General features: G+C 55.8%; 25 protein-coding genes. 6 read left to right on the top strand and 19 right to left on the bottom strand.

The window, feature by feature from the left end; genetic code table 11:
• The first annotated feature begins 216 nt into the window (after positions 1–216).
• Positions 217–774 (top strand): YtfJ family protein, encoded by a 558-nt coding sequence (locus AC6I8B_RS16865; protein ID WP_497816408.1) that lies wholly within the window; start codon positions 217–219, stop codon positions 772–774.
• Positions 775–848: 74 nt separating this feature from the next.
• Here AC6I8B_RS16865 and cysQ read toward each other — a convergent pair whose 3' ends face one another.
• Positions 849–1,592: a 3'(2'),5'-bisphosphate nucleotidase CysQ gene (gene cysQ, locus AC6I8B_RS16870; RefSeq protein ID WP_010256437.1), complete on the bottom strand. Its 744-nt coding sequence runs from the start codon at positions 1,590–1,592 to the stop codon at positions 849–851.
• 293 nt (positions 1,593–1,885) lie between these two features.
• Between cysQ and AC6I8B_RS16875 the strand changes: the two genes are divergently transcribed.
• Positions 1,886–3,829, top strand: a complete 1,944-nt coding sequence (locus AC6I8B_RS16875) for a bifunctional 2',3'-cyclic-nucleotide 2'-phosphodiesterase/3'-nucleotidase (protein WP_497816409.1) — start codon at positions 1,886–1,888, stop codon at positions 3,827–3,829.
• Between the two features lie 44 nt (positions 3,830–3,873).
• Here AC6I8B_RS16875 and bamJ read toward each other — a convergent pair whose 3' ends face one another.
• The gene (bamJ, locus tag AC6I8B_RS16880) at positions 3,874–4,494 is read right to left on the bottom strand and encodes a BamJ family beta-barrel-assembly machinery protein (protein WP_010256433.1); all 621 of its coding nucleotides are present in this window, start codon (positions 4,492–4,494) and stop codon (positions 3,874–3,876) included.
• 220 nt (positions 4,495–4,714) lie between these two features.
• On the opposite strand from bamJ, the gene AC6I8B_RS16885 reads away from it, so the two are divergent.
• Entirely contained in the window at positions 4,715–5,392 is a 678-nt protein-coding gene (locus tag AC6I8B_RS16885; protein WP_163640161.1) for a LysM-like peptidoglycan-binding domain-containing protein, read from the top strand.
• Positions 5,393–5,474: 82 nt separating this feature from the next.
• Here AC6I8B_RS16885 and rplI read toward each other — a convergent pair whose 3' ends face one another.
• Genes rplI through rpsF form a run of 4 tightly spaced genes read right to left on the bottom strand, consistent with a single transcriptional unit; the run spans position 5,475 to position 6,915 of the window.
• Positions 5,475–5,924 carry a 50S ribosomal protein L9 gene (rplI, locus tag AC6I8B_RS16890; protein WP_010256429.1) on the bottom strand — a complete coding sequence of 150 codons (450 nt, stop codon included), beginning with the start codon at positions 5,922–5,924 and terminating at the stop codon, positions 5,475–5,477.
• Positions 5,925–5,963: 39 nt separating this feature from the next.
• Positions 5,964–6,191, bottom strand: coding sequence for a 30S ribosomal protein S18 (gene rpsR / locus AC6I8B_RS16895; protein ID WP_002210155.1), 228 nt, complete (start codon positions 6,189–6,191; stop codon positions 5,964–5,966).
• 4 nt (positions 6,192–6,195) lie between these two features.
• On the bottom strand, positions 6,196–6,513 hold the full coding sequence (gene priB, locus AC6I8B_RS16900; RefSeq protein ID WP_010256154.1) for a primosomal replication protein N: 318 nt from the start codon (positions 6,511–6,513) through the stop codon (positions 6,196–6,198).
• A 6-nt stretch (positions 6,514–6,519) separates the two neighbouring features.
• Positions 6,520–6,915 carry a 30S ribosomal protein S6 gene (gene rpsF / locus AC6I8B_RS16905; protein ID WP_003855334.1) on the bottom strand — a complete coding sequence of 132 codons (396 nt, stop codon included), beginning with the start codon at positions 6,913–6,915 and terminating at the stop codon, positions 6,520–6,522.
• A 405-nt stretch (positions 6,916–7,320) separates the two neighbouring features.
• On the opposite strand from rpsF, the gene AC6I8B_RS16910 reads away from it, so the two are divergent.
• Positions 7,321–7,527, top strand: coding sequence for a hypothetical protein (locus AC6I8B_RS16910; protein WP_157353790.1), 207 nt, complete (start codon positions 7,321–7,323; stop codon positions 7,525–7,527).
• A 49-nt stretch (positions 7,528–7,576) separates the two neighbouring features.
• Here the strand turns inward: AC6I8B_RS16910 and yjfP are convergent, their stop codons facing one another.
• On the bottom strand, positions 7,577–8,326 hold the full coding sequence (yjfP, locus tag AC6I8B_RS16915) for an esterase (RefSeq protein ID WP_033780634.1): 750 nt from the start codon (positions 8,324–8,326) through the stop codon (positions 7,577–7,579).
• Between the two features lie 158 nt (positions 8,327–8,484).
• Between yjfP and AC6I8B_RS16920 the strand changes: the two genes are divergently transcribed.
• Positions 8,485–10,416 (top strand): methyl-accepting chemotaxis protein, encoded by a 1,932-nt coding sequence (locus tag AC6I8B_RS16920; RefSeq protein WP_022623933.1) that lies wholly within the window; start codon positions 8,485–8,487, stop codon positions 10,414–10,416.
• Between the two features lie 56 nt (positions 10,417–10,472).
• Positions 10,473–10,799 carry a biofilm peroxide resistance protein BsmA gene (gene bsmA, locus AC6I8B_RS16925; protein WP_033758911.1) on the top strand — a complete coding sequence of 109 codons (327 nt, stop codon included), beginning with the start codon at positions 10,473–10,475 and terminating at the stop codon, positions 10,797–10,799.
• Here bsmA and AC6I8B_RS16930 read toward each other — a convergent pair.
• From AC6I8B_RS16930 to mutL, 12 genes are all read right to left on the bottom strand, one after another.
• Positions 10,773–12,401 (bottom strand): isovaleryl-CoA dehydrogenase, encoded by a 1,629-nt coding sequence (locus tag AC6I8B_RS16930; RefSeq protein ID WP_033780633.1) that lies wholly within the window; start codon positions 12,399–12,401, stop codon positions 10,773–10,775. The genes bsmA and AC6I8B_RS16930 overlap by 27 nt on opposite strands.
• Positions 12,402–12,621: 220 nt before the next feature.
• Positions 12,622–13,356: a 23S rRNA (guanosine(2251)-2'-O)-methyltransferase RlmB gene (gene rlmB, locus AC6I8B_RS16935; RefSeq protein WP_003855328.1), complete on the bottom strand. Its 735-nt coding sequence runs from the start codon at positions 13,354–13,356 to the stop codon at positions 12,622–12,624.
• Between the two features lie 69 nt (positions 13,357–13,425).
• Positions 13,426–15,918: a ribonuclease R gene (gene rnr / locus AC6I8B_RS16940; RefSeq protein ID WP_157353792.1), complete on the bottom strand. Its 2,493-nt coding sequence runs from the start codon at positions 15,916–15,918 to the stop codon at positions 13,426–13,428.
• Positions 15,919–15,934: 16 nt separating this feature from the next.
• Positions 15,935–16,378 (bottom strand): nitric oxide-sensing transcriptional repressor NsrR, encoded by a 444-nt coding sequence (gene nsrR, locus AC6I8B_RS16945; protein WP_010256130.1) that lies wholly within the window; start codon positions 16,376–16,378, stop codon positions 15,935–15,937.
• A gap of 218 nt (positions 16,379–16,596) precedes the next feature.
• Positions 16,597–17,895 carry an adenylosuccinate synthase gene (locus tag AC6I8B_RS16950; protein ID WP_157353794.1) on the bottom strand — a complete coding sequence of 433 codons (1,299 nt, stop codon included), beginning with the start codon at positions 17,893–17,895 and terminating at the stop codon, positions 16,597–16,599.
• A gap of 166 nt (positions 17,896–18,061) precedes the next feature.
• Positions 18,062–18,262: a DUF2065 domain-containing protein gene (locus tag AC6I8B_RS16955; protein WP_010256126.1), complete on the bottom strand. Its 201-nt coding sequence runs from the start codon at positions 18,260–18,262 to the stop codon at positions 18,062–18,064.
• A gap of 57 nt (positions 18,263–18,319) precedes the next feature.
• Positions 18,320–19,324: a protease modulator HflC gene (gene hflC / locus AC6I8B_RS16960; protein WP_010256123.1), complete on the bottom strand. Its 1,005-nt coding sequence runs from the start codon at positions 19,322–19,324 to the stop codon at positions 18,320–18,322.
• Positions 19,325–19,327: 3 nt separating this feature from the next.
• Positions 19,328–20,566 (bottom strand): FtsH protease activity modulator HflK, encoded by a 1,239-nt coding sequence (gene hflK, locus AC6I8B_RS16965; protein ID WP_033785558.1) that lies wholly within the window; start codon positions 20,564–20,566, stop codon positions 19,328–19,330.
• 227 nt (positions 20,567–20,793) lie between these two features.
• A complete protein-coding gene (gene hflX, locus AC6I8B_RS16970) occupies positions 20,794–22,074 on the bottom strand; it encodes a ribosome rescue GTPase HflX (protein ID WP_010256119.1) in 1,281 nt (426 codons plus the stop codon).
• Between the two features lie 72 nt (positions 22,075–22,146).
• Positions 22,147–22,458 (bottom strand): RNA chaperone Hfq, encoded by a 312-nt coding sequence (hfq, locus tag AC6I8B_RS16975; protein ID WP_010256116.1) that lies wholly within the window; start codon positions 22,456–22,458, stop codon positions 22,147–22,149.
• A 104-nt stretch (positions 22,459–22,562) separates the two neighbouring features.
• Positions 22,563–23,513 carry a tRNA (adenosine(37)-N6)-dimethylallyltransferase MiaA gene (miaA, locus tag AC6I8B_RS16980; protein WP_010256112.1) on the bottom strand — a complete coding sequence of 317 codons (951 nt, stop codon included), beginning with the start codon at positions 23,511–23,513 and terminating at the stop codon, positions 22,563–22,565.
• Positions 23,506–25,371, bottom strand: coding sequence for a DNA mismatch repair endonuclease MutL (mutL, locus tag AC6I8B_RS16985; RefSeq protein WP_157353796.1), 1,866 nt, complete (start codon positions 25,369–25,371; stop codon positions 23,506–23,508). The genes miaA and mutL overlap by 8 nt, the downstream gene beginning before the upstream one ends.
• Positions 25,372–25,398 lie beyond the last annotated feature (27 nt).

Genomic DNA, 25,398 nt, shown 5'->3' on the forward strand with positions numbered 1-25,398 from the left:
ACCTACTAATGTTCCTAAAAGTGATTTTTTTTACTGAATTGACACATCATTACAGAACACTCTGTTATCAGGCTCACACAACACAGTATAAACCTTCGTTGGTTAAGGAATTGTGGCGGCCATAACAAACCTGACACCTTTCCAGGACAGGCGCATCATCCCTGCTTACTATTGCAGTAAAATGACTAACTGGTCTGATCACTCAAGGAAATAGCAATGCGAATAATTCTGGCAGCTGTAGCGTTGTCTTTACTGATACCGGCAAGCGTGATGGCTCATGACCTCAGGCAGGATATGCGGGTACCGGCCGTTGGCGTGAACGACAAAGGCGAGCTGTTATTGCAGCAGGATAAGTTTAGCTACAAAAACTGGAATAGCGCGCAGCTCGGCGGAAAAGTTCGCGTGGTTCAGCACATCGCGGGTCGCTCATCCGCTAAAGAGATGAATGCCGCATTGATCGAGGCGATTAAGGCCGCGAAGCTGCCGCATGATCGCTATCAGACCACCACCATCGTGAATACAGATGATGCCATTCCCGGTACGGGCATGTTTGTGCGCAGCAGCGTCGAGACTAACAAGCAGCAATATCCGTGGTCGCAGTTTGTTGTCGACAGCAAGGGCAATGTGCAGCATGCCTGGCAGTTACAGCCGGGCGGTTCCGCCATTGTGGTGCTGGATAAGCAGGGTAAGGTGAAATTTGTGAAGGATGGATCGCTGACGCAGGATGAAGTGACAAAAGTGATTAAGCTGGTCACCTCCCTGCTGAAGGATTAATCGCTGAAGCCCCGGTGGGGAGAGCATCGCCCGCCGGGGTTTCAGCCTTCAGCAGGCTGAGCGCTCAGACAGCGTTAAAACAGTGATACGCGGAAGCCAGGATTAAGGAAGGATTCGCGCGGCGCGTAGTCCAGAGTTTTACCCTGCCAGTCGTGCACATGCGCGCCCGCCGCCATCGCCACGGCATGGCCCGCGCCGGTATCCCAGATGTTGGTGGGTCCGAAACGGGGATAGAGCTGGGCTTTTCCTTCTGCCACCAGGCAGAATTTCAGTGAGGATCCGGTCGCGACGGTCTGATGTTCACCTAACTGCTTCAGGTACTCTTTCATCTCATCGTCGTCGCCATGTGAACGGCTCACCACCACCAGCGGAGGACGCGCATCACGGACATGAATCTGTTCACGCTGACCGCCCTCCTCTTTCCACGCTTTGCCGTCTGCAGCGGAGTACATCACGCCCAGCACTGGCGCATAGACCACGCCCATTACCGGCTTGCCCGCTTCGATTAGCGCAATGTTAACGGTGAATTCGCCGTTACGCTTGATGAACTCTTTGGTGCCATCCAGCGGATCGACCAGCCAGTAGCGCTGCCAGTGCTGACGCACCTCCCAGGCTGGCGGATCTTCTTCTGACAGCACGGGGAGATCAGGCGTTAACTTTTTGAGGCCAGCGAGGATCACCTCGTGTGCAGCGATATCCGCGGCGGTCACCGGTGAATCATCCGATTTGTGAGAAACGTCAAGCGGCGCGGCACCGTTATAGACCTGCATAATCGCGTCGCCTGCTTCGCGTGCCAGTTGGCAGATTTGCTCTAACATTTTTCACCTCATTGTGTCTGTCTGCTGCAGGATCAGCTCATCGTCAGATAGTGACATTTTAGCAGTTCCGCCTGAAGAACCCATTTACAGGCACTCCGGCGATTCAATTTATAGATATATCAATATCATAGTTACCCATTTATCGCCACGCCTGTGCCGCTACGCCTCCATCGTTTAAGAATCCGTCGCTGACCGATGCGCTAAAACGTTATACCCATCACGATTTAAAATGACTATCTGTCATGCTTTTACATTATTTTGAGATCCTTATTTATTTTGCAGCAGGAGCAAGCATGTTTAAGCCCGGAATGATGTTACTGGCACTGAGCGTTTCCGTCGCCACCCAGGCGGCGACGGTGGATTTGCGGATACTGGAAACCACCGATCTGCACAGCAATATGATGGATTTCGACTATTACAAAGACACGCCAAGCGAGAAGTTTGGTCTGGTGCGAACCGCCACGCTGATCCACGCCGCACGCCAGGAGGTGAAAAACAGCCTGCTGGTCGATAACGGCGACATCATTCAGGGCAGCCCGCTGGGTGACTACATGGCGGCCAAAGGATTACGTGAGGGCGAGATCCATCCGGTCTACAAGGCGCTCAACACGCTGGATTACAGCGTCGGTAACCTCGGCAATCATGAATTCAATTATGGCCTGCCCTACCTGAAAAAAGCGCTGGCGGGCGCACGCTTTCCCTATGTGAACGCCAACGTGATTGATGTGAAGAGCGGCAAACCGCTGTTTACCCCATACCTCATCAAATCCACTACGGTGGTTGATCGCGAGGGCAAAACGCAGACCCTGAAGATAGGTTATATCGGCTTTGTGCCGCCGCAGATCATGGTGTGGGATAAAGCCAACCTGCAGGGCAAGGTACGCGTCGATGACATCACCGAAACGGCTCGCCGCTACGTGCCTGAGATGCGCGCGCAGGGCGCCGATCTGATTATCGCTATTCCCCACTCCGGCCTGAGCAGCGAGCCGTATCACACGATGGCGGAGAACTCGGTTTACTATCTCAGCCAGGTGGAAGGCATTAACGCCATCCTGTTTGGTCATGCGCATGCGGTCTTCCCCGGCAAGGATTTCGCTGACATCAAGGGCGCAGATATCGCCAACGGCACCCTGAACGGTATTCCGGCGGTAATGCCCGGCATGTGGGGCGATCATCTTGGCGTGGTCGACCTGGTGCTGAACAATGAGGGCGGACGCTGGCAGGTGAGCAGCGGCAAAGCACAGGCGCGGCCAATCTACGATACCGCAGCGAAGAAATCGCTGGCGGCAGAGGATCCGGCGCTGATGAAGGTACTGGCTGACGATCACCGCGCCACGCGGGAGTTTGTGGCGAAGCCCATCGGCAAGTCCGCCGATGTGATGTACAGCTACCTGTCGCTGGTACAGGACGATCCGACGGTACAGATCGTCAATAATGCCCAGCGCACCTACGTGGAGCATTTCATTCAGGGCGATCCGGATCTTGGCCGCCTGCCGGTGCTCTCTGCTGCTGCGCCGTTTAAAGCGGGCGGACGTAAAAACGATCCGGCCAGCTATGTCGAAGTGGAGAAAGGCGCGCTGACCTTCCGTAACGCGGCCGATCTCTATCTCTATCCCAATACCCTGGTGGTCATGAAAGTCACCGGTGCGCAGGTAAAAGAGTGGCTGGAGTGCTCAGCGGGCCAGTTTAATCAGATCGATCCCCACAGCACGAAAACGCAGTCGCTGATCAACTGGGATTTCCGCACCTATAACTTTGATGTGATTGACGGGGTTAATTATCAGATTGATGTGACCCAGCCCGCGCGCTACGACGCAGAGTGTCAGTTGATCCATCCTGAGGCCTCACGTATCCATCAGCTTAGCTGGCAGGGTAAACCCGTCGATCCACAGGCGACCTTCCTGGTGGCGACCAATAACTATCGCGCTTACGGCGGCAAGTTTGCCGGCACCGGAGATAAATACATTGCCTTTGCCTCACCGGATGAGAACCGTTCCGTGGTTGCCGCCTACATCAGCGCGGAAACCAAAGCGCACGGTGAAGTTCAGCCGAAGGCGGACAATAACTGGCGGCTGGCACCGATTACCTCAACCACCCCACTCGACATTCAGTTTGAAACGGCACCGGGTGATAAAGCGACCGGATTTATTAAGCAGCATGCGCAATATCCGCTTCAGCCCAAAGGGACAGATGCGATCGGCTTTGCTCTGTGGCAGGTGAATTTACAGCAGAAATAAGGCGGAAGAAAACGCTGCAACCGGGGGGGTTGCAGCGTCCGGAATTACAGAATTTCCAGCAGTTCGACTTCGAAGATCAGGGTGCTGAATGGTGGGATAGAGGCACCCGCACCGCGCTCGCCATACGCGAGGTTCTGTGGGATCACCAGTTCCCATTTTGAGCCAACCGGCATCAGGGTCAGCGCTTCAATCCAGCCTGGAATTACGCCGCTTACCGGGAATTCCGCCGGTTCGCCACGGGCAACAGAGCTGTCGAATACGCTGCCGTCGATCAGTTTACCGGTGTAGTGAACGCGTACGCGATCCTGACGTGATGGGATTGGACCCTCGCCCTGCGTAATCACGCTGAACTGCAGGCCTGATTCGGTGCTGCTCACGCCTTCACGCTGCGCATGTTCCTGCAGGAACGCCTGACCTTCTGCGGCCATGGCTTCGGTGCGTTCACGACGCACGCCTTCAGCGCGTTCATGCACTTCACGCAGTGCGCGATGAACCACATCAACCGGTACGGCCGGCGAGTTCCCTTCCAGCGCGTCGCGCAGACCCGCGAGCAGTGCTTCTGGTTGCAGACCCTGCAGACCAGATTCCAGCAACTGCTGGCCAACCTGTAAACCAATACCGTAACTTGCTTGTGCTTCGACGCTGTCGAAAGAAGGGGTAGTCATCTTCGTTCCTTTCACTCTCGGATAAATTCGAACGGGCAGCATAGCAGCGCAGGCCGCTGGCGTAAAATGCCCTGCATCGCAGATGACTTTTGCCGGGGAAAGAGAAACAATAGAGCCGTCAATTTTATCAATGCTGGCAGGCACTTCGCGCCGGTATTGCCCATACTATAACTATCGGGGGGGATCACCCCCTCTGTAGCACACGAATAAGAGAGCAAACATGGGCCAGATAGCCCCACGACGCCGCAGGATGCGTGCAAAATATCTTGTATCCCGGCTGCAGACCTGGCTGGCCGCACGCAGGCTAAAGCAGCCTGCCGGAGAGGAGGAACCCCGAATGGCTTCAGACACGTCATCCCGCCTGCCGACATGGCTTCAGCGTATCTGGCATTTTACCGACCACATTCGCTGGATGGACCCGCTGCCTGCGCCGCACCGCCGTGGCATTGTGGCCGCACTGCTGGTGATGCTGGTGGCGTTTCTCTGGCCCGCCAGCACGCTGCGCTATCCGGTCGAGCAGCCGGTCGCACCCCAGACGGAGAAAGAGGTGCCGATGCAGGCGGATATTTATGAGAACAACAGTAGCCGCCAGCCGTCATCCCCACCGTCTCAGCAGACGCCAAAAGCCGATTCTCAGGGTGAGTGGCGCAATCTGACCATCGCTTCCGGTCAGACGCTGGCGCAGCTGTTTCGTGATAATAGTCTGCCGGTCAATGATGTGTTTGCGATGGCGCGGGTGGAAGGCAGCGATCAGCCACTCAGCTCACTGAAAAGCGGTCAGCAGGTGAAAATCCGTCAGGATGCGCAGGGGGCGGTAACAGGTCTGACGGTGGAGGGCGCAAACGGTCCGGTGCTGTTTACACGTCAGCCAGACGGCAGCTTTATTCGCGCGCAGTAACGCGAACAGCGGCGATTGAAAGGCACAAAAACAAAAACGCCGGCACAGGGCCGGCGTTTGTGTCGTGCTCAGTTAATAAAGATTAACCAGCAACTACTTTCACGTTCAGTTTCGCGAATACTTCGCTGTGAACCTGGAAGCTTACTTCATGCTCACCGGTAGTGCGCAGAACGCCGTTCGGCAGACGAACTTCGCTCTTAGCCACTTCAACGCCAGCTGCAGTCACTGCATCAGCGATGTCGCGGGCACCGATTGAACCGAACAGTTTACCTTCATCGCCCGCTTTAGACGTGATGGTTACAGTGCCCAGTTCATTGATTTTCTCAGCGCGTGCAGTTGCTGCAGACTGAACGTCAGCCAGTTTGGCTTCCAGTTCAGCACGGCGTGCTTCGAAGAACTCAACGTTTTTCTTGGTAGCAGGAACAGCTTTGCCCTGCGGTACCAGGAAGTTACGAGCGTAGCCCGCTTTAACGTTAACCTGATCACCCAGGGTGCCAAGGTTTGCTACTTTATCAAGCAGAATAACTTGCATTACCTTATCCTCTTAAAGTCGTTAATGGACAGTTGCCGATTACTGATGACGATCAGTGTACGGCAGCAGAGACAGGTAACGCGCACGCTTGATGCAGCGAGCCAACTGACGCTGGTATTTTGCACGAGTACCGGTGATACGGCTCGGGACAATTTTACCGCTTTCGGTAATGTAGTTTTTCAACGTTGCGATGTCTTTGTAATCGATCTCAACAACGCCTTCCGCGGTGAAACGGCAGAACTTGCGACGACGGAAATAACGTGCCATTAGGCTAGTCTCCAGAATCTATCAATTCAATCTGCTCGGCATGGAACACCACTTTGCTCTGGCCATTTCGTGCCTGATGGCAACTAATGAAACCGTCGAGTGTGAGTTGCGTGCCGACCGTTATATGTTGAGTAATCACCTGATGGGCGCTGCCGCTGATAATAACCGGCATACGACACCAGGCTTGCCGGTGAAACCCGGCCTCCTCCTGCACTGAGCGGTGCTCAAGCACGAACTGACAGTGAGGAATTCCTGACGGGCTAACTCTTCGAACCGGTGTCTTGCACACAGTGCCAGACAGGCGAAGTCGATTAACCGTCACGATGGATTACTCTTCAGAATCCCCAGCATCTGACTCATCAGCGGATTCGTTAGCAAAATCTTCGCGACGATCACGACGCTCATCTTTCGCTTTAACCATCGGCGATGCTTCAGTTACCGCGTTTTTAACGCGCATAACCATGCTACGGATAACGGCGTCGTTGAAGCGGAAGTTCGTTTCCAGCTCATCGATCGCTTCCTGCGGCGCTTCAACGTTCATCAGAACGTAATGCGCTTTGTGCAGTTTATTGATCGGGTAAGCCAGCTGACGGCGGCCCCAGTCTTCCAGACGGTGAATCGTGCCTTCTGCACCAGTGATAGCACCAGTGTAACGCTCGATCATGCCAGGAACCTGTTCGCTCTGGTCAGGATGAACCATAAATACGATTTCGTAATGACGCATCGAAATTGCTCCTTACGGATTATTCAGCCTCCTGTCGGGGTCAACCGCGGCCCATGGAAGCAAGGAACGTTATAGGCTGTGTCCCACAAAGGTTCGTTGTGACGAGCGTTTGTGGGACACAGCCTGAGAATGCGGCTGAAAAATTGACGCGTAATCATACTGGCGGCGACGGCTAAACTCAAGCGCACATTTCAACAAATGCCATCCGGCGTGCCATATACGGTAGCTTTTCGTGCTAATCATGTGAATACAGCGCGTTAAGCGGGAAAGGTTCAAAAAAGCTGATAAAGAGCTTCAGGCGGACGATCTGGCGATAATGTGCACAGTCGCTAAACTTAATGCAGACGTTACGGTTTGGCTTATCGGCGTCTAACAGAGTGTGTTCCCTGAAGTGAGGAGTCGGGCATGAAAACGTTCGTCATCGCCACTTTACTGGGTCTCTTCCTGTCTCCACCCGCTCTTGCCAGCAATGCTGACTGTGCGCAGCAGATAAGAAGTCACAGCAGCGAAGCGGCATCGGGTTATATCTACGTTAATCGGCTGGATGCGCCACAAAAGACCCCGGTCAACGCGCCTGCCAGAGCAGCAGAAAAATCGTCTGCGCACTGGTAAGTGCCGGTAAGTTTACGGGCGGCAGATTCACTCTCCGCCCGTTCATTTTTTATAGCTGCTGTTTAAAAAAGCTGACCAGCGCCGTCAATGCTGATGGCGTGATCTTATGTCCAATCTGTTTTTCAGACAGCGAAGTCAGATGCTTCGCCAGCCCGTTGTCACGCAGCGCCCTCTCCAGCCGGACGCTCTCCGCCCAGGGCACCACCTCATCCGCCTCACCATGCCACAACAGCAGCGGACGGTTTGCCAGTGCCTCCAGCCGGTTGCAGGGATCGTAGTCGGCCAGCGGTGCCATGCGGGCAGCAAACTGCGCTTGCTGCTCAGGCGTGTCGGCGACCAGCGGCGGAAACAGCGACTGACTGAGCTGCATAAAATAGCCCGATCCCATCAGGCAGGCGACGCTCTGAATCTGCGGATAACGCGCCATCGCGCCCAGCGCCGTCATGCCGCCCATCGACGCGCCCGCCACCGCAAAGCGCTCGCCGGCGATCAGATCGTCAGCGCGCAGCGCCGATTCCAGCTGCGGCAGCTCATCAATGTTCTGTTTCAGAATCTCCCAGAAGCGGCCAAGGCGTGCATCGGCATCACCGTGATAGCGCGCGCCGTGCAGATCTGCATCCGGCATCACCGCCCGGAACCCCGCCTGTGCCAGCGCGACTGCGAAGTAGGCGTAGACCTCTTTTGAAGAGGTAAAGCCGTGATAAAACAGCACGGTAGGAAGTGGCTGATGCCGTTGTCCGGCAGGCGTGGCGTGCAGGCATTCGATACCGGCCAGCGTTTCTGTGGTGAGTTCAATCATGGTCTCTCCTGAGAAGGGGCAAGGCGTGCCGATTGAGTGTACGTCTGCGGGTTAATTTACGAAATCCCCTGCTGCGTTTAGTCGCCAGATTTCGGCCTAAACTTTTCCCGCGCTTTGCCGTTGATGTTGTGTCCCCCTAACTTGATCAAAGGTAATTTATGAAGCGTCTCTCTCTCAGCGGCCTGAGTCTTGGAGTTAAGCTGTCTGTACTGACGTCTCTCAGCGTAGCGTTATTGTTGCTGGTTCTGACGCTAACCCAGAGCCACACCGCTTCGCGGCAGCTGGAAAATCTCGCCATCGATGACATGCAAAACCAGGTGCAGGGCATCAGTGAAATGGCCACTATGTTCAACGCCACCCTCACCGAAGAGGTGGCTCACTACACCAGTCTGTTTACCAGTTTCCTGCCTAAGCGTTTTAGCCTGGATGAAGGCTCCCGGGTGCAGGTCGGTGCCTTCTCGACGCCGGTGCTGCGCGCCGGGTTAAAAACGCTGAACCTCGACCAGACCGCGGTAGACGATTTCACCGAACGCACCGCCGCCGTGGCGACCATTTTTGTGCGCGACGGCGATGATTTTATCCGTATTTCCACCTCGCTGAAAAAGCAGGATGGCAGTCGCGCAATCGGTACGCAGCTTGACCGCAACGGCGCCGCCTGGAAAAGCGTCAGTCAGGGCGACGTCTATCAGGGGCTGGCGACGCTGTTCGGCCATCGCTACATCACACAATATCAGCCGGTAAAAGATGAGAGTGGCAAGGTTGTCGCCATCCTGTTTGTCGGCGTTGGCATTGATAAGCAGTATGCGCTGATGCGTGAAAAAATCCTGGCACGCAAGCTGGGTGATAGTGGTCATTTCTTTGTGCTCAACGGCACGCCCGGTAAGACGCAGGGAGAGTATCTGTTCGATCAGCACAACGAAGGAAAACGACCCGCCTGGGATGACGCGACACTCCAGCCGCTGCTGACTCAGCCGCAGGGCATGCTGCAGGCAGAGATCAACGGCGAGCACCAGATTCTGGCCTGGCAGCAGCTGCCGGGCTGGAACTGGGTGATCGCCGGCGAAGTTAACCGTGAAAGCCTGCTCGCCCCGATTACGCATAGCCGTAACCTGTTCCTGATAACCGGACTGATTCTGGTGGTGGTCTTTGCGCTGGGGTTTGTCTGGTACAGCCGTCGGGCGATTACCCGTCCGCTGCAGCAGGTGATCCATCTGGCGGAGCAGTATGCCGCCGGGAATCTGCAGGTCCATATGGATACCCAGCGTCGCGATGAAGTGGGCCAGTTGATCGTTGCGATCAACGGCATTGGCGATGGTCTGGAGAAAATCGTCAGCCAGGTGCGCGGCGCGGCGCAGGAGATCAGCGACGGCACGGACACCATCGCGGCCAGCAGTCATAACATCAGCGAGCAGATCGGGCGTCAGGCCAGCAGCGTGGAGCAGACCTCTGCCAGCATGGAGCAGTTTGGCGCGACGGTTGAACACACCGCAGACAGCCTGCGTCAGGCGATGTCACTGGTGGCCGAAGCCAGCGATATCGTCAGTCACGGCAGCCAGACGGTCGTGCGCTCGGTCAACACCATGTCGGCGATTAAGGTTTCATCACAAAGCATTGCGGATATCACCCACGTGATTGAGTCGATCGCCTTCCAGACCAATATCCTGGCGCTGAATGCCGCCGTTGAAGCGGCACGTGCCGGGGAACAGGGCCGTGGCTTTGCCGTGGTGGCCGCAGAAGTGCGTGCGCTGGCACAGCGTTCTGCGCAGGCCGCTAAAGAGATTGATGGACTGATTGCGACCTCCATCAGCAACGTGGCGGAAGGCCATCAGTTATCTGAGCAGACGCGCGATGCGATGAGCGACATTGTGACCCACATCGAGCAGGTGCAGGCGCTGATGGGCGAGATCAACGTGGCGGCGCAGCAGCAGGCGGCAGGCATCGGCCAGGTTAATCTGGCGATGAACCAGATCAGCCAGGCGACTCACCAGAACAGCGAACTGGTGACACAGGCGGAAAACAGCGCGCAGAACCTGAGTGATAAAGGGCATCACCTGACCCAGCTGGTCAGCGTATTCAGCCTTAAATCCTGACGTCATTCAGGGCGATGGCATACACTTAATGCTTCGTCCTGAAAGAGGGTTTTGCTATGCGTTTCGCTTATTTACTGGTGATAAGCCTGCTGCTGGCAGGCTGTTCCGCGCTTGAGACCACGCCAAAAGCACCGCCCGCGCCGACGCAACAGGCGCAGGAGATTTCACGGGCGCAGAGTGGTGGTTTGCCGAAACTGGGCAATATTACCGTTAATGTGCGCGGCTCACCGGATGATGCCGGGCGGGCCGTGGCCACCCGGGCTAACCAGGCCGGTGCGGCTTACTATCAGATCGTGGCGCTGAGTGAAACGGTAATGCCCGGTCTCTGGTACGCCAGCGCGATTCTTTACGGCGCATCACCTGCCACAGGCACGGGCCAGTAAACGGTCTGTGATTGCTGCCTCAAGGGGGCGGGAGCCACGCCGATCGAGCCACTGCTGGCACCATGCATCCGCCAGCGGCGGTTCGCCATATTTCAGTAGCTGAGCGCCGGTCGCAAGCTGCAGCAGCGTGCGGGTCACCTCGCGCGCCTGCTCTTCGGGGACTTTGCTCATTCGCAGCCGTAACTGACGCCAGCGCGCATCGAAATGACGATTACTCCCTTTCACCGCTTCAAATTCCTGACTCAGCATCTCCGAAACCTCTGCCTGACGGGTGAGCACGCGCAGTACGTCAAGACACATCACGTTGCCCGACCCTTCCCAGATGCTGTTGACCGGTATGTCACGATAGAGGCGCGGCAGCTCGCTCGCTTCGCAGTAGCCGATGCCACCCAGCACTTCCATCGACTCCGCGACGAACGGGGCTCCCGCTTTGCAGATCTGATATTTTGCAGCCGGAGTGAATAAGCGGGCAAACGTGACCTCATGCGGTTTTGCCGGTTGTGACCAGGCGCGCGCCAGCCGCATCAGCAGCGCGGTTTGTCCCTCCAGCTGCAGCGCCTGCTGTGCCAGAACCTGACGCATCAGCGGCTGATCCACCAGGTTTTTCCCCATCACCTGGCGCTGATGTGCATGCCAGAGTGCCACCGAGAATGCACGCCGCATCTGACCATGACTGCCGAGTGCGCAGTCGAAGCGCGTCATACCGCCCATTTTAAGGATCAGCCGCACGCCTTCGCCCTCTTCTCCCAGCAGCCAGCCGGTCGCATCGCGAAACTCCACCTCACAACTGGCATTTGAGCGATTACCCAGCTTATCTTTAAGCTGCTCAAGCTGGATGGCGTTGCGTGACCCGTCAGGCAACAGGCGCGGCAGGAAGAAACAGCTTAATCCGGCGGGCGTCTGCGCCAGCACCAGATGCGCATCGCTCTGCGGCACCGAGAAGAACCATTTGTGGCCGGTCAGCCGGTAGGCTTCACCTGGGCCGCGCGCGCCCAGCGGCTCGGCCCGGGTGGTGCTGGTGAGCAGATCGCTGCCGCCCTGTTTTTCCGTCATGCCCATACCAATCAGCAGACCCCGTTTCTGGTCGCCGGGCTGCGCATGGGTGTCGTAACGATCGCTGAGCAGCGGATCGAGCCAGCCTTCGAACGCGGCGGGCAGATAAGTCTGCAGCAGTGGAATGGCCGCGTGCGTCATGGTCACCGGGCAAAGCGTGCCCGCTTCAACCTGCGCATGCAGAATAAAGCGCGCAGCGCGCGCCACGCTGGCCTGTTCACGTACTGTGGGATGCCAGCTGAGATTATGCAGGCGGCTGGCGCAGACACCCTGCATCAGCAGGTGCCAGGCGGGGTGAAAACGGACTTCATCCATCCGTACGCCGCGGGCGTCGTAGCGCAGCAGTTCAGGTGGCTCCGCGTTGGCGAGCCGACCCAGTTCCAGCGACTCGGCGCTGCCCAGCTGTCGGCCTACCGAAGCCAGCCACTCCCGATCCCATCCGGCGCCTTCGCGTGACAGTGCCTCGCCGAGCGGCGTATCAGACAGGAACAGGTTGCTGTTGCTCAGAGGATGGGGCTGATTAAAAACGGTGTGTGTTGTCCAGGTCATAACCACTCCTCGCGGATGTCACTCAGTAAGTATACCCGTCGTCTTTCAAGCTGCATTTTTGTTGGCTGCGTTCACTCACCCGAATCACTTACTCATGTAAGCTCATCGGGATTCGTTCTCTTGCCGCCTCAATGCAACCCGAAATCCTTTGGGTATATACGAATGACGCGCAGTTATGCCTGGTACAGAAACTAATTTGTGGCGAGGATCACATCGGGGATCAGGCGTTGCGCTGACGCACCGCTTCAAACAGGCAGACACCCGTAGCCACCGAGACATTCAGCGAAGAGACGCTGCCGGCCATCGGAATGCTGATCAGCTCATCGCAATGCTCACGGGTCAGACGACGCATGCCTTCCCCTTCCGCGCCCATCACCAGCGCCATCGGACCGGTCATTTTGCTCTGGAAGACAGTATGGTCAGCTTCACCTGCGGTACCGACAACCCAGATGTTGTACTCCTGCAACAGACGCAGGGTACGTGCCAGGTTGGTGACGCGGATCAACGGCACATTTTCTGCCGCGCCGCTGGCCACTTTTTTGGCCGTTGCATTCAGAGGCGCAGAGCGATCTTTCGGCACGATAATCGCGTGCACACCGGCCGCATCGGCACTGCGCAGGCAGGCACCCAGATTGTGCGGATCGGTGACGCCGTCCAGCACCAGCAGGAAGGGTTTATCCAGGCTCTGCAGCAGATCCGGCAGGTCGCCTTCCTGATACTGACGACCCGGTTTTACCCGCGCCACAATACCCTGATGTACACCGCCTTCAACCTGGCTGTCGAGCCACTTGCGCTCGGCCAGCTGAATCACGATCCCCTGAGCTTCCAGCGCGGCGACCACGGGTTGCAGGCGACGATCGTCGCGGCCTTTGAGGATAAAGACTTCCTGGAAACGTTGTGGATCACGTTCCAGCAGCGCCTGCACGGCATGGATACCAAAAATAATTTCGCTCATCGATCTGCTCAGTGTTTGGAAATGAATGAATGACCGCCCTTTCTCAGTGAGAAAGGGCGGGTGCGCGCATCAGTCAGGCTGCGCCTTTTTTCTGGCGCGCTTCGCCCGGGTGGCGGCGGCGATTTTACGGGTTTTTTCCGAGACGTTTTTACTTTTATTCTCGGTATTTGCAGCGGCGGTCTTGCCCTTGTCACCCCGGAAAGCGGCGTCCGGCTCGAAGTTGGACTTCTTGCTCGCATCACGACGGCGTTTCGCTGGCGCTTTGTCGTCACGCTTCGCCCGGTCGCGTGCGGTTTTGCCTTCACCACGTACCTGACGCTGGCTGGAGATCAGGGCAAAGTCGATTTTACGCTCGTCCATATGGACAGCTTCAACACGCACTTCAACCGTGTCACCCAGACGATAGGTGCGACCGCCCGATTCACCGATCAGACGCTGACCTACCGGGTCAAAACGGTAGTAATCGTTGTCGAGCGTCGAAACGTGGACCAGACCATCAATGAACAGATCGCTTAAGCGTACAAAGAAGCCAAATCCGGTCACGCTGGAAATGACGCCGTTGAAGACGTTGCCAACCTGATCCTGCATGAAGTCACACTTGAGCCAGTCCGCGACGTCACGGGTCGCTTCATCGGCGCGGCGTTCGGTCAGGGAACAGTGCAGGCCCAGTTGCAGCATCTGCGGCATGTCGTAGTGATAGCCGCCGGTTGCTGTCGTCATATCTTTGGCGACGCTGCGATCTCTCGGCATCAGGTATTTAATGGCGCGCTGTACCAGGCCTTTACCTTCGTCCTGCTCTTTTGCCAGCAGATATTTGATGGCGCGATGCAGCGTCAGATCCGGATAACGACGGATTGGCGAGGTAAAGTGCGCATACGACGAGAGCGCCAGACCAAAGTGACCGCGGTTTTCCGGATCGTAAACGGCCTGCTTCATCGAACGCAGCAGCATGGTTTGCAGCATTTCCGCATCAGGACGATCGGCAACCTGCTTCAGCAGCGCCGCATAGTCGATTGGCTGCGGTTTATTGCCGCCAGGCAGGCTCAGTCCCAGCTCGTTGAGCACGGTACGGAAGCTCTTGATGCTTTCGTCGGTCGGGCGATCGTGATCGCGGAACAGCGCCGGTTCCTGATTTTTCTCAACGAAGCGTGCCGAGGCGATGTTCGCCAGGATCATGCACTCTTCGATCAGCTTATGGGCGTCATTACGTGACACGCGCTCAACACGCTCAATACGGCGCTCGGCGTTGAAGATAAACTTCGCCTCTTCCGTTTCAAACGAGATACCGCCGCGCTCTTCACGAGCGGCTTCCAGCGCATGATAGAGGTTGTTAAGCTCTTCAAGGTCTTTAACCAGCGGCGCATACTGCTGGCGCAGCTCTTTGTCGCCCTGCAGAATGTTCCAGACTTTGTTGTAGGTCAGACGCGCATGGGAGTTCATCACCGCTTCGTAGTGCTTGAAGCCGGTCAGTTTACCTTTGGTCGAGATGGTCATCTCGCACACCATACAGAGGCGATCGACCTGCGGGTTAAGCGAACATAAGCCATTCGACAGCACTTCCGGCAGCATCGGCACAACCTGCGACGGGAAGTAGACCGAGGTTCCGCGCTGATGCGCTTCGTCATCCAGTGGGGTGCCAGGACGGACGTAATAGCTGACATCCGCGATAGCTACCCACAGACGCCATCCGCCACCGCGCTTCTTCTCACAGTAAACAGCATCATCAAAGTCACGGGCATCTTCACCATCGATGGTGACCAGCGGCAGCTTACGCAGATCGACGCGGCCTTTTTTGGCCTCTTCCGGGACTTCTTCTTTCAGTTTGCTGACCTGAGCTTCCACTTCCGGCGGCCAGGTGTGCGGGATTTCATGCGTACGCAGCGCCATATCCACGGCCAGGCTGGTACCCATATCATCGCCCAGAATCTCGGCGATTTTACCGATCGCTTTGCTGCGACGGTTCGGACGCTGGACCAGCTCAACCACCACCACGGAACCCATGCGGGCATTCATCGTCTCTTCAGGCGGGATGAGGATGTCAAAACTCAGGCGACTGTCGTCCGGCACTACGAAGCCAGCACCGGCATCGGTAAAGTAACGGCCAACGATCTGATTGTTGCGGGGTTCCTGCACCCGGACCACGCGCGCTTCGCGGCGGCCTTTGCGATCGGCACCCAGCGGCTGCGCCAGGATCACGTCACCGTGCATACAGAATTTCATCTGTTCTGCGGAAAGGTAGAGGTCATCTTTCTGACCTTCTGCCCGCAGGAAGCCGTAGCCATCGCGGTGGCCAATGACTTTACCGCGCAGGAGATCAAGACGTTCTGGCAGGGCATAACACTGACGGCGGGTGAACACCAGCTGACCATCACGCTCCATGGCGCGAAGGCGGCGACGCAGCGCCTCAAGGTGTTCTTCTTCCTGCAGATTCATCTCTTCAGCCAGCTCTTCGCGGCTGGCCGGTTTTTCACGTTTTTCTAACAGAGCCAGAATAAATTCACGGCTCGGAATAGGGTTTTCGTATTTTTCAGCTTCTCTATCCTGAAAAGGATCTTTTGACATAGCGGTTCCTCCGATGTCATTTAATATTTATTTCCACCGGCGATCTGGACAAGATGATCTCATAAAGTGGTGTATTTCCTTCGACCAGATCTGCCAACGTATAGCTATCCAGCTCCTGCAAAAATCGCTGCACCGCGTCATGTAACGCCTGCTTCAGACGACAGGCTGGCGTGATGGAACAGGACGCGCAATCCACTAATTGTAGTGGTTCCATCTTACGTACCACATCGCCAATGACAATCTGACGAGCTGGCATACCCAGACGAATGCCCCCGTTTTTACCACGCGTTGCGGCGACATAGCCCGCCCGGCTCAGCTGATTGATGATTTTGACCATATGATTACGGGACAAACCATAAGTGTTCGTCACTTCCGTAATATTGGTCTGCTGACCTTCCGGCAACGATGCCAGATAAATCAGTGCCCGTAAGCCATAATCAGTAAAACTCGTGAGCTGCACAGTAACCTCAGTGAACCTTCAGGCGCGGCATGACCTTATTCGCCCTGTGATTGATGCCAGGATTAAATCGGATCGCCATTCGATTAGCTACGATGATAAACCAGAGTCTGTCTGGCCGTGCGCTTTTTTAAGCCAGCAGAAGGTTTGACAAGCGAAGGGAGGTTAAGTGGCATCAAAGAATGGAAAAACAAGGGCCGGACAGCGTCCGGCCTGAATGATTACGCGTCGAACGGGTCGCGCAGAATCATTGTTTCACTACGATCAGGGCCGGTTGAGATGATATCAATCGGCACACCCGTTACCTCTTCCACACGCTTGATGTAGTCACGCGCAGCCTGAGGCAAACCTTCCAGCGTCTTGACGCCAAACGTTGTCTCGCTCCAGCCTGGCAGGGTTTCGTAGATCGGCTCAATGCCTTCCCAGTTCTCTGCCGCCAGTGGCGTGGTGGTCACTTCGCGGCCATCAGGCATACGATAAGCCACACAGATCTTCACCTCTTTCAGGCCATCCAGCACGTCCAGCTTGGTCATGCAGAAACCTGACAGGGAGTTGATCTGGACCGCGCGGCGAACCGCTACCGCATCCAGCCAGCCGGTACGACGACGGCGACCGGTGGTCGCACCAAACTCATTACCCTGCGCACAGAGGAATTCGCCGGTTTCATCGAACAGCTCGGTCGGGAACGGGCCTGCGCCAACGCGGGTTGAGTAAGCTTTCACAATACCCAGCACGTAGTCGACATAACGCGGGCCAATGCCTGAACCGGTCGCTACGCCACCTGCGGTGGTGTTGGATGAGGTCACGTACGGATAGGTACCGTGATCGATATCCAGCAGCGTACCCTGCGCCCCTTCAAACATAATCAGATCGCCACGCTTACGCGCGACGTCCAGCAGTTCAGAGACGTCAATGACCATGCCAGTTATGATGTCAGCGACTTCCATCACATCACTCAGCACTTTATCGAAGTCAACTGCCGGCTCTTTGTAGTACTCCACCAGCTGGAAGTTGTAGAAATCGACCACTTCTTTCAGCTTGGCAGCAAAGGTTTCTTTGTTAAACAGGTCGCTGACGCGCAGGGCACGGCGAGCGACTTTATCTTCATAAGCCGGTCCGATGCCACGACCCGTGGTACCAATCGCTTTGGCGCCACGAGCACGTTCACGCGCCATATCCATCGCAACATGATATTGCAGGATCAGCGGACAGGCTTCAGAAATCAGCAGACGTTCACGTACCGGAATCCCGCGCGCTTCCAGGCCTTTCATCTCTTTCATTAAGGCTTCAGGAGAGAGCACTACGCCGTTACCAATGATGCTGGTGACGTTATCGCGCAGAATGCCAGAAGGGATCAGGTGGAGGACGGTTTTTTCACCGTTGATGACAAGCGTGTGGCCCGCATTGTGGCCGCCTTGATAACGCACAACGTAATTCGCGCGCTCAGTCAGAAGGTCTACAATCTTACCTTTACCTTCGTCACCCCATTGGGTGCCCAGTACGACGACGTTCTTACCCATTTCTCAAAATCACCGATTGCTTAAAAAAGGATTCTACCATCTGATCCCGTGGTTTTCAGCACTTTTAGCATACGATTGCGCGCTTTTTTGCCTGAGTTTTGATCACTACAACATGTTGGGGATAATAGCGTTGAAAGGCACAATTTAGCCGGTCTGAACGTCAGCCTCAGAGGTTACCGTGCAGGCTGAGCATGCAGTAAATCACCATGCCAGCAACGACCAGTCCTCCACCAAAGCGGTGCAGCAGACGATCGGGCAACCGCGTCATCGTCAGGATCATGCGTCGCCAGGCGCGCGGCATAAACATCGGTCCCAACCCTTCCAGCACTAACACCAGCGCCAGCGCCATCCAGATGCTTGTTTTCATTCTGATACCCAAAAAAAAGGGCCGACAACATTGTCGGCCCACAGGTTATATCAGTTCTTAGCGTGTCGCGTTAGAGGGCGCCTTCATATATCGGAAGAAGTCGCTATCCGGGCTTAATACCATCACATCCTGATCGCTATTGAAGCTGTTTTCATAGGCACGCAGGCTACGAATAAAGGCATAGAAGTCAGGATCTTTGCTGAACGAATCGGCAAACAATCGCGCCGTTTCCGCATCACCGTCACCGCGTGTAATCAGCGCTTCACGCTGGGCTTCAGCCAGAGTACGGGTAACCTGGTAATCGGCCTGGGCGCGCAGTTTTTCCGCCTCTTCCTGACCCTGTGAACGCTGGCTACGCGCTACCGCTTCACGCTCAGCACGCATACGGTTGAAGATCGCATCAGACACTTCGGTCGGCAGGTTGATCTGCTTGATGCGTACATCCACCACCTGAATACCTAACGCCGCCATACTGTTCGGGTTTGGTGCTGGCTCGCTGCTGTTGGTTTCACGCTCGACACGGGCCGCTGCACTGGCAATCGCGTCATCAGCCGCAGGGGTTGCGATTTCATCATCGTTGCCTGCAGAGCCGGTATTCAGCGCGTCACGCACATCGGTGGTCAGACGACCACGGGAGTCCGTTACGATATCTTTCACATCCAGACGACCCATCTCAGAACGCAAGCGGTCACTGAACTTACGTTTCAGCAGCACTTCCGCCTGAGAGACATCACCGCCACCGGTGGCCAGGTAGTAGCGACTGAAGTCGCTGATACGCCACTTGATGTAGGAGTCCACGATCAGATCTTTCTTCTCTTTGGTGACGAAGCGATCGGCCTGGTTATCCATGGTCTGGATACGCGCATCCAGCGTTTTAACCGTTTCCAGGAATGGAATCTTGAAATGCAGACCCGGCTCGAACACCTGCGGTTTGTTTTCGCCGTCGCGCAGGACTTTACCGAAGCGCAGAACAATGCCTCGCTGCCCTTCCTGCACCACAAACAGGGACGCATAGAGCGCCACCAGCACGACAATGATTAAAAATACTATTGGCTTACGCATCGATTACTCTCTCCCTTCGCGCTGGCTGTCGCTGCGCTGAGCATTTGCCCGACGCTGATCCATGATGTTGTCCGGACTGTATGACGACGTGTCATTGCGGCTGGCACTGCTATCGGAGCGCGCAGGCTGCGAAGAACCGTTCGCGCCTTTCTGACCATTCTGGCCCGATGAAGTCTGACCGCCACGCATCAGTTGATCCAGCGGCAGCACCATCAGGTTATTACTCCGATCGTTAACCAGTACTTTGCGGGTATGGCTCAGCACACGTTCCATGGTCTCGATATAGAGACGCTCTTTGGTGATTTCGGGTGCAGCTTTATACTCAGGCAGGATCTTGGCGAAACGCGCCACCTCACCCTGCGCTTCCAGAACGGTACGCTCTTTGTAAGCGCGTGCCTCTTCCAGAATACGTTGCGCCTGGCCGTTAGCACGAGGCTGAACTTCGTTGGCGTAAGCTTCGGCTTCGCGAACGTACTGCTCGCGGTTTTCGCGTGCGGCAATCGCGTCATCAAATGCAGACTTCACCTCTTCCGGCGGACGTGCAGCCTGGAAGTTGACGTCCAGCACCGCGATCCCCATGTTATAAGGGCGAATCGTCTCGTCGATTTCACGCTGGGTATCGCTACGCACCACGGTACGACCTTCGGTCAGGATGCGGTCCATGGTAGAGCGACCAATCACGCCGCGCAGTGCGCTGTCAGTAGCCTGACGCAGGCTGTCGTCCGCGCTGGTCACAGCATAAAGATAACGTTCCGGATCGGTCACGCGGTACTGCACGTTCATCTCCACGCGTACCACGTTCTCATCCGAAGTCAGCATGACGCCAGAAGCAGCCAGTTCGCGCACCGATTCAACGTTAACCGCACGCACCTGATCAACGAATGTCGGCTTCCAGTTCAGGCCGGGTTCGACCAGATGACTGAATTTACCGAAGCGCGTCACCACGCCACGTTCCGCTTCTTTGATGGTGTAGAAACCGCTTGCAGCCCAGATGACTACAGCAGCAACAGCCACGATACCAACAATTTTGCCACCGCTGCCGGAGCCGCGCTGACCGTTGTCGTTCTGTTTGCCACCGCCCAGTCCACCAAGCTTCTTGCTCAGCTTACGGAAGATATCATCCAGATCAGGAGGCCCGGATTCCCGTCCTCCCTTATTCCCCCCAGAGTTGCCGCCTTGATTATTGCTGCTTCCCCACGGGTCGCGGTCCTGTCCGTTATTTCCGGGCTGATTCCACGCCATGTTTCTACTCCATTTATTGTAATTACGATTTTTACCCTTCAGCTTTCGGATTGCAGCGGTGTTGGCTGCCTTCGCTCACCCCGGTCACTTACCTGCGTAAGCTCCCGGGGTTTCACTCAGTTGCCGCCTTGCTGAAATCCAAAATAGTCGGGTAACGCCAGCGTATTCGGGTCTGCAAAGAAAGTGCGACAATCTTCAATTTTTAAGGTAAATGCGTTTGGGCAACATCAAACAATGTAACTGGTCAGCGACGGTTCCTGCTTACATAAACGCATCCACTCAATAATGGGCATACGTATCTGCAATCCTACACTGCCGTCTTCTTCATTCCACTCTTTCTCAATCGCCTGCAGCTGATAGAAACGGCTGCGAAGTCGCCCCGCTTCCGGTGGCAGACGTAATGCGTGCTGGGCTATTTCACCCGCCAGACGCTCAGACAGCGCCTGCCATAGCAACGGAATGCCTGCGCCTGTCTGGGCGGAAAGCCAGACGCGGATTGGCAGGTTCTCTTCGTTACGATCGATACGTGGTTCGAATCCGTCGAGCATATCGATTTTATTCATCACCAGTAACGTCGGGATTTCGTCCGCTTCAATCTCTTCCAGTACGGCATCGACGGCGGCGATATTTTCCGTGACGCGAAGGTCAGCCCCATCAATCACGTGCATTAACAGCGTCGCCTGACGAGTCTCCTGCAGCGTGGCTTTAAAAGCGGCAACCAGATCGTGAGGAAGATGGCGAATAAAGCCTACCGTGTCCGCCAGTACCACGTCCCCGACATCAGCAACATTCAGACGGCGCAGTGTGGGGTCGAGCGTCGCAAACAGCTGGTCTGCGGCAAAGACATTGGCGGAGGTCATGGCGTTAAAGAGGGTCGACTTGCCGGCGTTGGTGTAACCCACCAGCGAAACCGTTGGCACATCCGCTTTGGCTCGTGACTGACGTCCCTGCTCACGCTGTTTTTCAACTCGCTCAAGACGAGACAAAATCTGACTGATACGGCCGCGCAACAGCCGGCGGTCCGTTTCTAACTGCGTTTCACCCGGGCCACGTAAACCAATCCCGCCTTTCTGGCGTTCAAGGTGGGTCCAGCCGCGCACCAGACGTGTCGCAAGATGGCGCAGCTGTGCCAGCTCAACCTGCAATTTACCTTCGTGGGTACGTGCGCGTTGGGCAAAGATATCCAGAATTAAACCGGTGCGATCAATGACCCGGCATTCGCACAGGCGCTCGAGGTTTCTTTCCTGAGCGGGCGTAAGGGCATGATCGAATAATACGACCGATGCTCCTGTTGTTTTTACCGCATCGGCAATTTCAACGGCCTTTCCTTCACCGACAAAATACTTGGGGTGTGGCGCTTTGCGGCTGCCAGTAACCACTTGCAGCGCCTCAACGCCAGCAGAAGAGACCAGGGTTTCAAACTCCTGCAAATCTTCTACTTCTTTGTCTTGGGAGAACCAGATGTGTACCAGTACGGCCTGCTCACCGGCTTCATAACGGTCAAACAAGCTATAACCTCGCTAAATAAAAGACCAGGACGGAAAACCGCTGTTCTCCGTTCCTGGCTGTACGGTGACGCGTTATTCTGCGTTATCACCGTCTTGTTGTGGCTGTGGCTGCGCAGTTGTGTTGCTGCCGCCATGATGGTAATTGTTGCTGCCGCCACCGGTATTATTGCTATGGTGAGAAACCGGGCGTGAAGGAACAACGGTAGAAATGGCGTGCTTATACACCATCTGACTCACCGTGTTTTTCAACAAAATGACGAACTGATCAAATGACTCAATCTGACCCTGCAACTTAATACCGTTAACCAGATAAATCGAAACCGGAACACGTTCACGACGCAGTGCGTTCAAAAACGGGTCTTGTAAAGATTGCCCCTTAGCCATTCTATCTTTTCCTTATATGCTTGTTGTTTGTTGCAAGTAGAACCTATGGTTCTGAAAAAAACTGCGTAAAAATTTGCGCACGATAACCCATCAATTGTACACAATCACCCATGCTTCGCACTAAGAACCTGTAACACTGTATCACGCGCCAGCCGGGGCTCGTCACTGTCAAGCCAGTGAACATTTTCCCAACCGCGTAACCAGGTCATCTGTCGCTTAGCAAGCTGCCGGGTTGCGCAAATTCCCCGATAAACCATCTCGCTGTAATCGATTTCGCCCGATAAATAAGACCACATCTGACGATAGCCAACACAACGAATGGAAGGCATGTCCGTATGCAAATCACCTCGTGCAAAAAGGGCCCGAGACTCCGCTTCAAATCCTGACGCCAACATCTGCTCAAAACGCAACGCGATGCGCTGGTGCAGCAATTCACGGCTCGCGGGGGCGATGGCAAACTGTTGCACGTCGTAGGGTAACGCTTCACCGGATGTTTTTGTCAGTTCCGTTAAAGTTTTACCCGAAATAAAAAAAACTTCCAGTGCTCGCGAAAGTCTCTGCGGATCATTCGGATGAATACGACTGCCGGCAACCGGGTCGATTTCACACAGCTGGCGGTGTAAAGCTTCCCAGCCTTTTTCACGCGCCGTTTGCTCTATCCGCTGACGAACGTCGGGATCGGCCGAGGGCAACGGCGACAATCCTTCAAGTAACGCCTTGAAGTAGAGCATGGTTCCACCAACAAGCAACGGTATTCGTCCGGCTTCAACGATATCCGCCATTTCTGCTAAAGCATCCCGCCGGAACTCCGCTGCCGAATAGGCTTCAGCGGGATCGCGAATGTCGAGCAGACGATGGGGGGCCACTGCTAACTCCTCAGCCGACGGTTTCGCCGTACCAATATCCATCTGACGATAGATTAAGGCAGAGTCTACGCTGATTAGTTCCACTGGTAACCGCTTACGCAATTCAATTGCTAAAGCGGTCTTGCCAGAAGCCGTGGGTCCCATCAAAAAAATAGCCTTTGGCCGGCCAGCCTGGTTTAATTCACTCATGCTTCAACGCGTTGATCGCGCTCTCAATCTCTATGGGCTGTAATAAGCCTGAAGGTGGCGATTTCAGCAGTTGTGGGCAAAGCCGTTCAAGCTCTGCCAGCAGGTTGATCGCCTGTGAGTGATTCCAGTCGGAGGACTCTGTATCCTGACGCCGCGCCAGCCACTGGGCCAGTTGCGTCGCAGAGATCTCCTGCTGCCGGGCGAGATAGCCTAACAGCTCAGGAATCAAGATTTGTAAATTTTGTGTTCGTAACGGTAAAGGCACCGCGCGTAAGGTCACGTGGTCGCCTTCGGGCTGAAGATCAATACCCATCTGATTGAGCAGGCTGCTCTTTTCTTTTGCGGCCTGCCGTTCATCCAGGGCGATTTTGAGCCGCACCGGAATCAGCAGGGGTTGCGGTTTAAGTCCCTCTTCACCCGGTTCAAGCTGCGCCTGTTTCAGCCAGCGCGCCGCGACCGGCAGCGCCATCAGCATTAACTTCTGATCCTGCTCCAGCAGCGCATAGTGGTTTTGCAACACGGCCAATACCCGGCCAAAGCTCTGGGCATGCGCGGCCAGCGGCGAGGGTTTTTCGGCCGTACACGGTGCCGGTTCACGGTTTTTTGGCGGCGGCGTGGCGCTGACAGGCGTTTTCAGCAACTGCTGATAAACCGCGCCTTCACGCTGACGATACACGTTCTCTTTGTTTTGCCAGGCCGGCGCCGCTGCGGGCGGTGTTTGCCGCGTGGAGGCTGAAGATTGATTCTCGCTGGCGGGGGCTGAAGGCTGCGCAAAATGATTCCCTCCCGCCGCCTGACGGTTTTCCGGCTGCCAGCGCGGTGCGGCTTCTTCTGCCTGCAGCGCAGGCAAAATGGGTGACGCTATCGCCTGTAATGCGCTGACCACGCCCTGATAAATAAAATCATGCACCAGGCGTGACTGATGAAAACGCACTTCATGCTTGGCCGGGTGAACGTTGACATCCACCTGATGCGGATCGATCTCCAGATAGAGCACATAAGCGGGCTGCTGGTCATCCTGGAGCTGGGTCTGGAAAGCCTGGCGGATAGCGTGATTAATCAGCTTGTCGCGCATCATCCGGCCATTGACGTAGCAATATTGTAACTCGGTGACCTGGCGCGAACCGGCGGGATCGGCGACCCAGCCGCGCAGCGAGAGATCATCATGCTGCCAGTCAATTCGCAGCGCATGCTGAATAAACGTGGTGCCGCAGATAGCTGCCAGTCGCCGTTCGCGCTGGCTCTCCTCGCTGACGGCCCGATACTGACGCATCATTTTGCCGTTGTGGCTCAGTGAAAGCGCGACATCAAAACGCGCCAGTGCAATACGACGGATCACTTCATCGATATGACCGAACTCGGTTTTCTCTGTGCGCATAAATTTGCGGCGCGCCGGGGTGTTATAAAACAGATCCAGCACTTCGAGCGTGGTCCCACAGGGATGCGCAGCCGGTTTAACCGTTACCGTCATATCACGCCCTTCCGCATAGGCCTGCCAGGCTTCGGTTTGATCGGCGGTACGTGAGGTTAAGGTCAGGCGGGAGACAGAACTGATACTGGCGAGCGCTTCACCGCGAAAACCCAGGCTCATGATCGCTTCCAGGTCATCCAGTGAGGCGATTTTACTGGTGGCGTGTCGGGCCAGCGCCATCGACAGCTCGCTTTTCACGATGCCGCAGCCGTTGTCACGAATGCGGATAAGCTTTGCGCCCCCCTTTTCAATATCAACGTCAATGCGCGTTGCACCAGCATCCAGGCTGTTCTCCACCAGCTCTTTTACAACCGATGCAGGGCGTTCAACCACTTCACCCGCCGCAATCTGGTTTGCCAGTTGGGGCGGTAAAATTTGTATCGGCATGGTTTTCCTTTTAGCTGGCCGCCCGGC

The organism is Pantoea sp. X-Soil-ISGK-285 (assembly GCF_059730815.1).

Bases quoted from the DNA above. Each gene is read 5' to 3' on its own strand.
- AC6I8B_RS16865 (WP_497816408.1), top strand. From the start codon at position 217: ATGCGAATAATTCTGGCAGCTGTAGCGTTGTCTTTACTGATACCGGCA.
- cysQ (WP_010256437.1), bottom strand. From the start codon at position 1,592: ATGTTAGAGCAAATCTGCCAACTGGCACGCGAAGCAGGCGACGCGATT.
- AC6I8B_RS16875 (WP_497816409.1), top strand. From the start codon at position 1,886: ATGTTTAAGCCCGGAATGATGTTACTGGCACTGAGCGTTTCCGTCGCC.
- bamJ (WP_010256433.1), bottom strand. From the start codon at position 4,494: ATGACTACCCCTTCTTTCGACAGCGTCGAAGCACAAGCAAGTTACGGT.
- AC6I8B_RS16885 (WP_163640161.1), top strand. From the start codon at position 4,715: ATGGGCCAGATAGCCCCACGACGCCGCAGGATGCGTGCAAAATATCTT.
- rplI (WP_010256429.1), bottom strand. From the start codon at position 5,924: ATGCAAGTTATTCTGCTTGATAAAGTAGCAAACCTTGGCACCCTGGGT.
- rpsR (WP_002210155.1), bottom strand. From the start codon at position 6,191: ATGGCACGTTATTTCCGTCGTCGCAAGTTCTGCCGTTTCACCGCGGAA.
- rpsF (WP_003855334.1), bottom strand. From the start codon at position 6,915: ATGCGTCATTACGAAATCGTATTTATGGTTCATCCTGACCAGAGCGAA.
- AC6I8B_RS16910 (WP_157353790.1), top strand. From the start codon at position 7,321: ATGAAAACGTTCGTCATCGCCACTTTACTGGGTCTCTTCCTGTCTCCA.
- yjfP (WP_033780634.1), bottom strand. From the start codon at position 8,326: ATGATTGAACTCACCACAGAAACGCTGGCCGGTATCGAATGCCTGCAC.
- AC6I8B_RS16920 (WP_022623933.1), top strand. From the start codon at position 8,485: ATGAAGCGTCTCTCTCTCAGCGGCCTGAGTCTTGGAGTTAAGCTGTCT.
- bsmA (WP_033758911.1), top strand. From the start codon at position 10,473: ATGCGTTTCGCTTATTTACTGGTGATAAGCCTGCTGCTGGCAGGCTGT.
- AC6I8B_RS16930 (WP_033780633.1), bottom strand. From the start codon at position 12,401: ATGACCTGGACAACACACACCGTTTTTAATCAGCCCCATCCTCTGAGC.
- rlmB (WP_003855328.1), bottom strand. From the start codon at position 13,356: ATGAGCGAAATTATTTTTGGTATCCATGCCGTGCAGGCGCTGCTGGAA.
- rnr (WP_157353792.1), bottom strand. From the start codon at position 15,918: ATGTCAAAAGATCCTTTTCAGGATAGAGAAGCTGAAAAATACGAAAAC.
- AC6I8B_RS16950 (WP_157353794.1), bottom strand. From the start codon at position 17,895: ATGGGTAAGAACGTCGTCGTACTGGGCACCCAATGGGGTGACGAAGGT.
- AC6I8B_RS16955 (WP_010256126.1), bottom strand. From the start codon at position 18,262: ATGAAAACAAGCATCTGGATGGCGCTGGCGCTGGTGTTAGTGCTGGAA.
- hflC (WP_010256123.1), bottom strand. From the start codon at position 19,324: ATGCGTAAGCCAATAGTATTTTTAATCATTGTCGTGCTGGTGGCGCTC.
- hflK (WP_033785558.1), bottom strand. From the start codon at position 20,566: ATGGCGTGGAATCAGCCCGGAAATAACGGACAGGACCGCGACCCGTGG.
- hfq (WP_010256116.1), bottom strand. From the start codon at position 22,458: ATGGCTAAGGGGCAATCTTTACAAGACCCGTTTTTGAACGCACTGCGT.
- miaA (WP_010256112.1), bottom strand. From the start codon at position 23,513: ATGAGTGAATTAAACCAGGCTGGCCGGCCAAAGGCTATTTTTTTGATG.
- mutL (WP_157353796.1), bottom strand. From the start codon at position 25,371: ATGCCGATACAAATTTTACCGCCCCAACTGGCAAACCAGATTGCGGCG.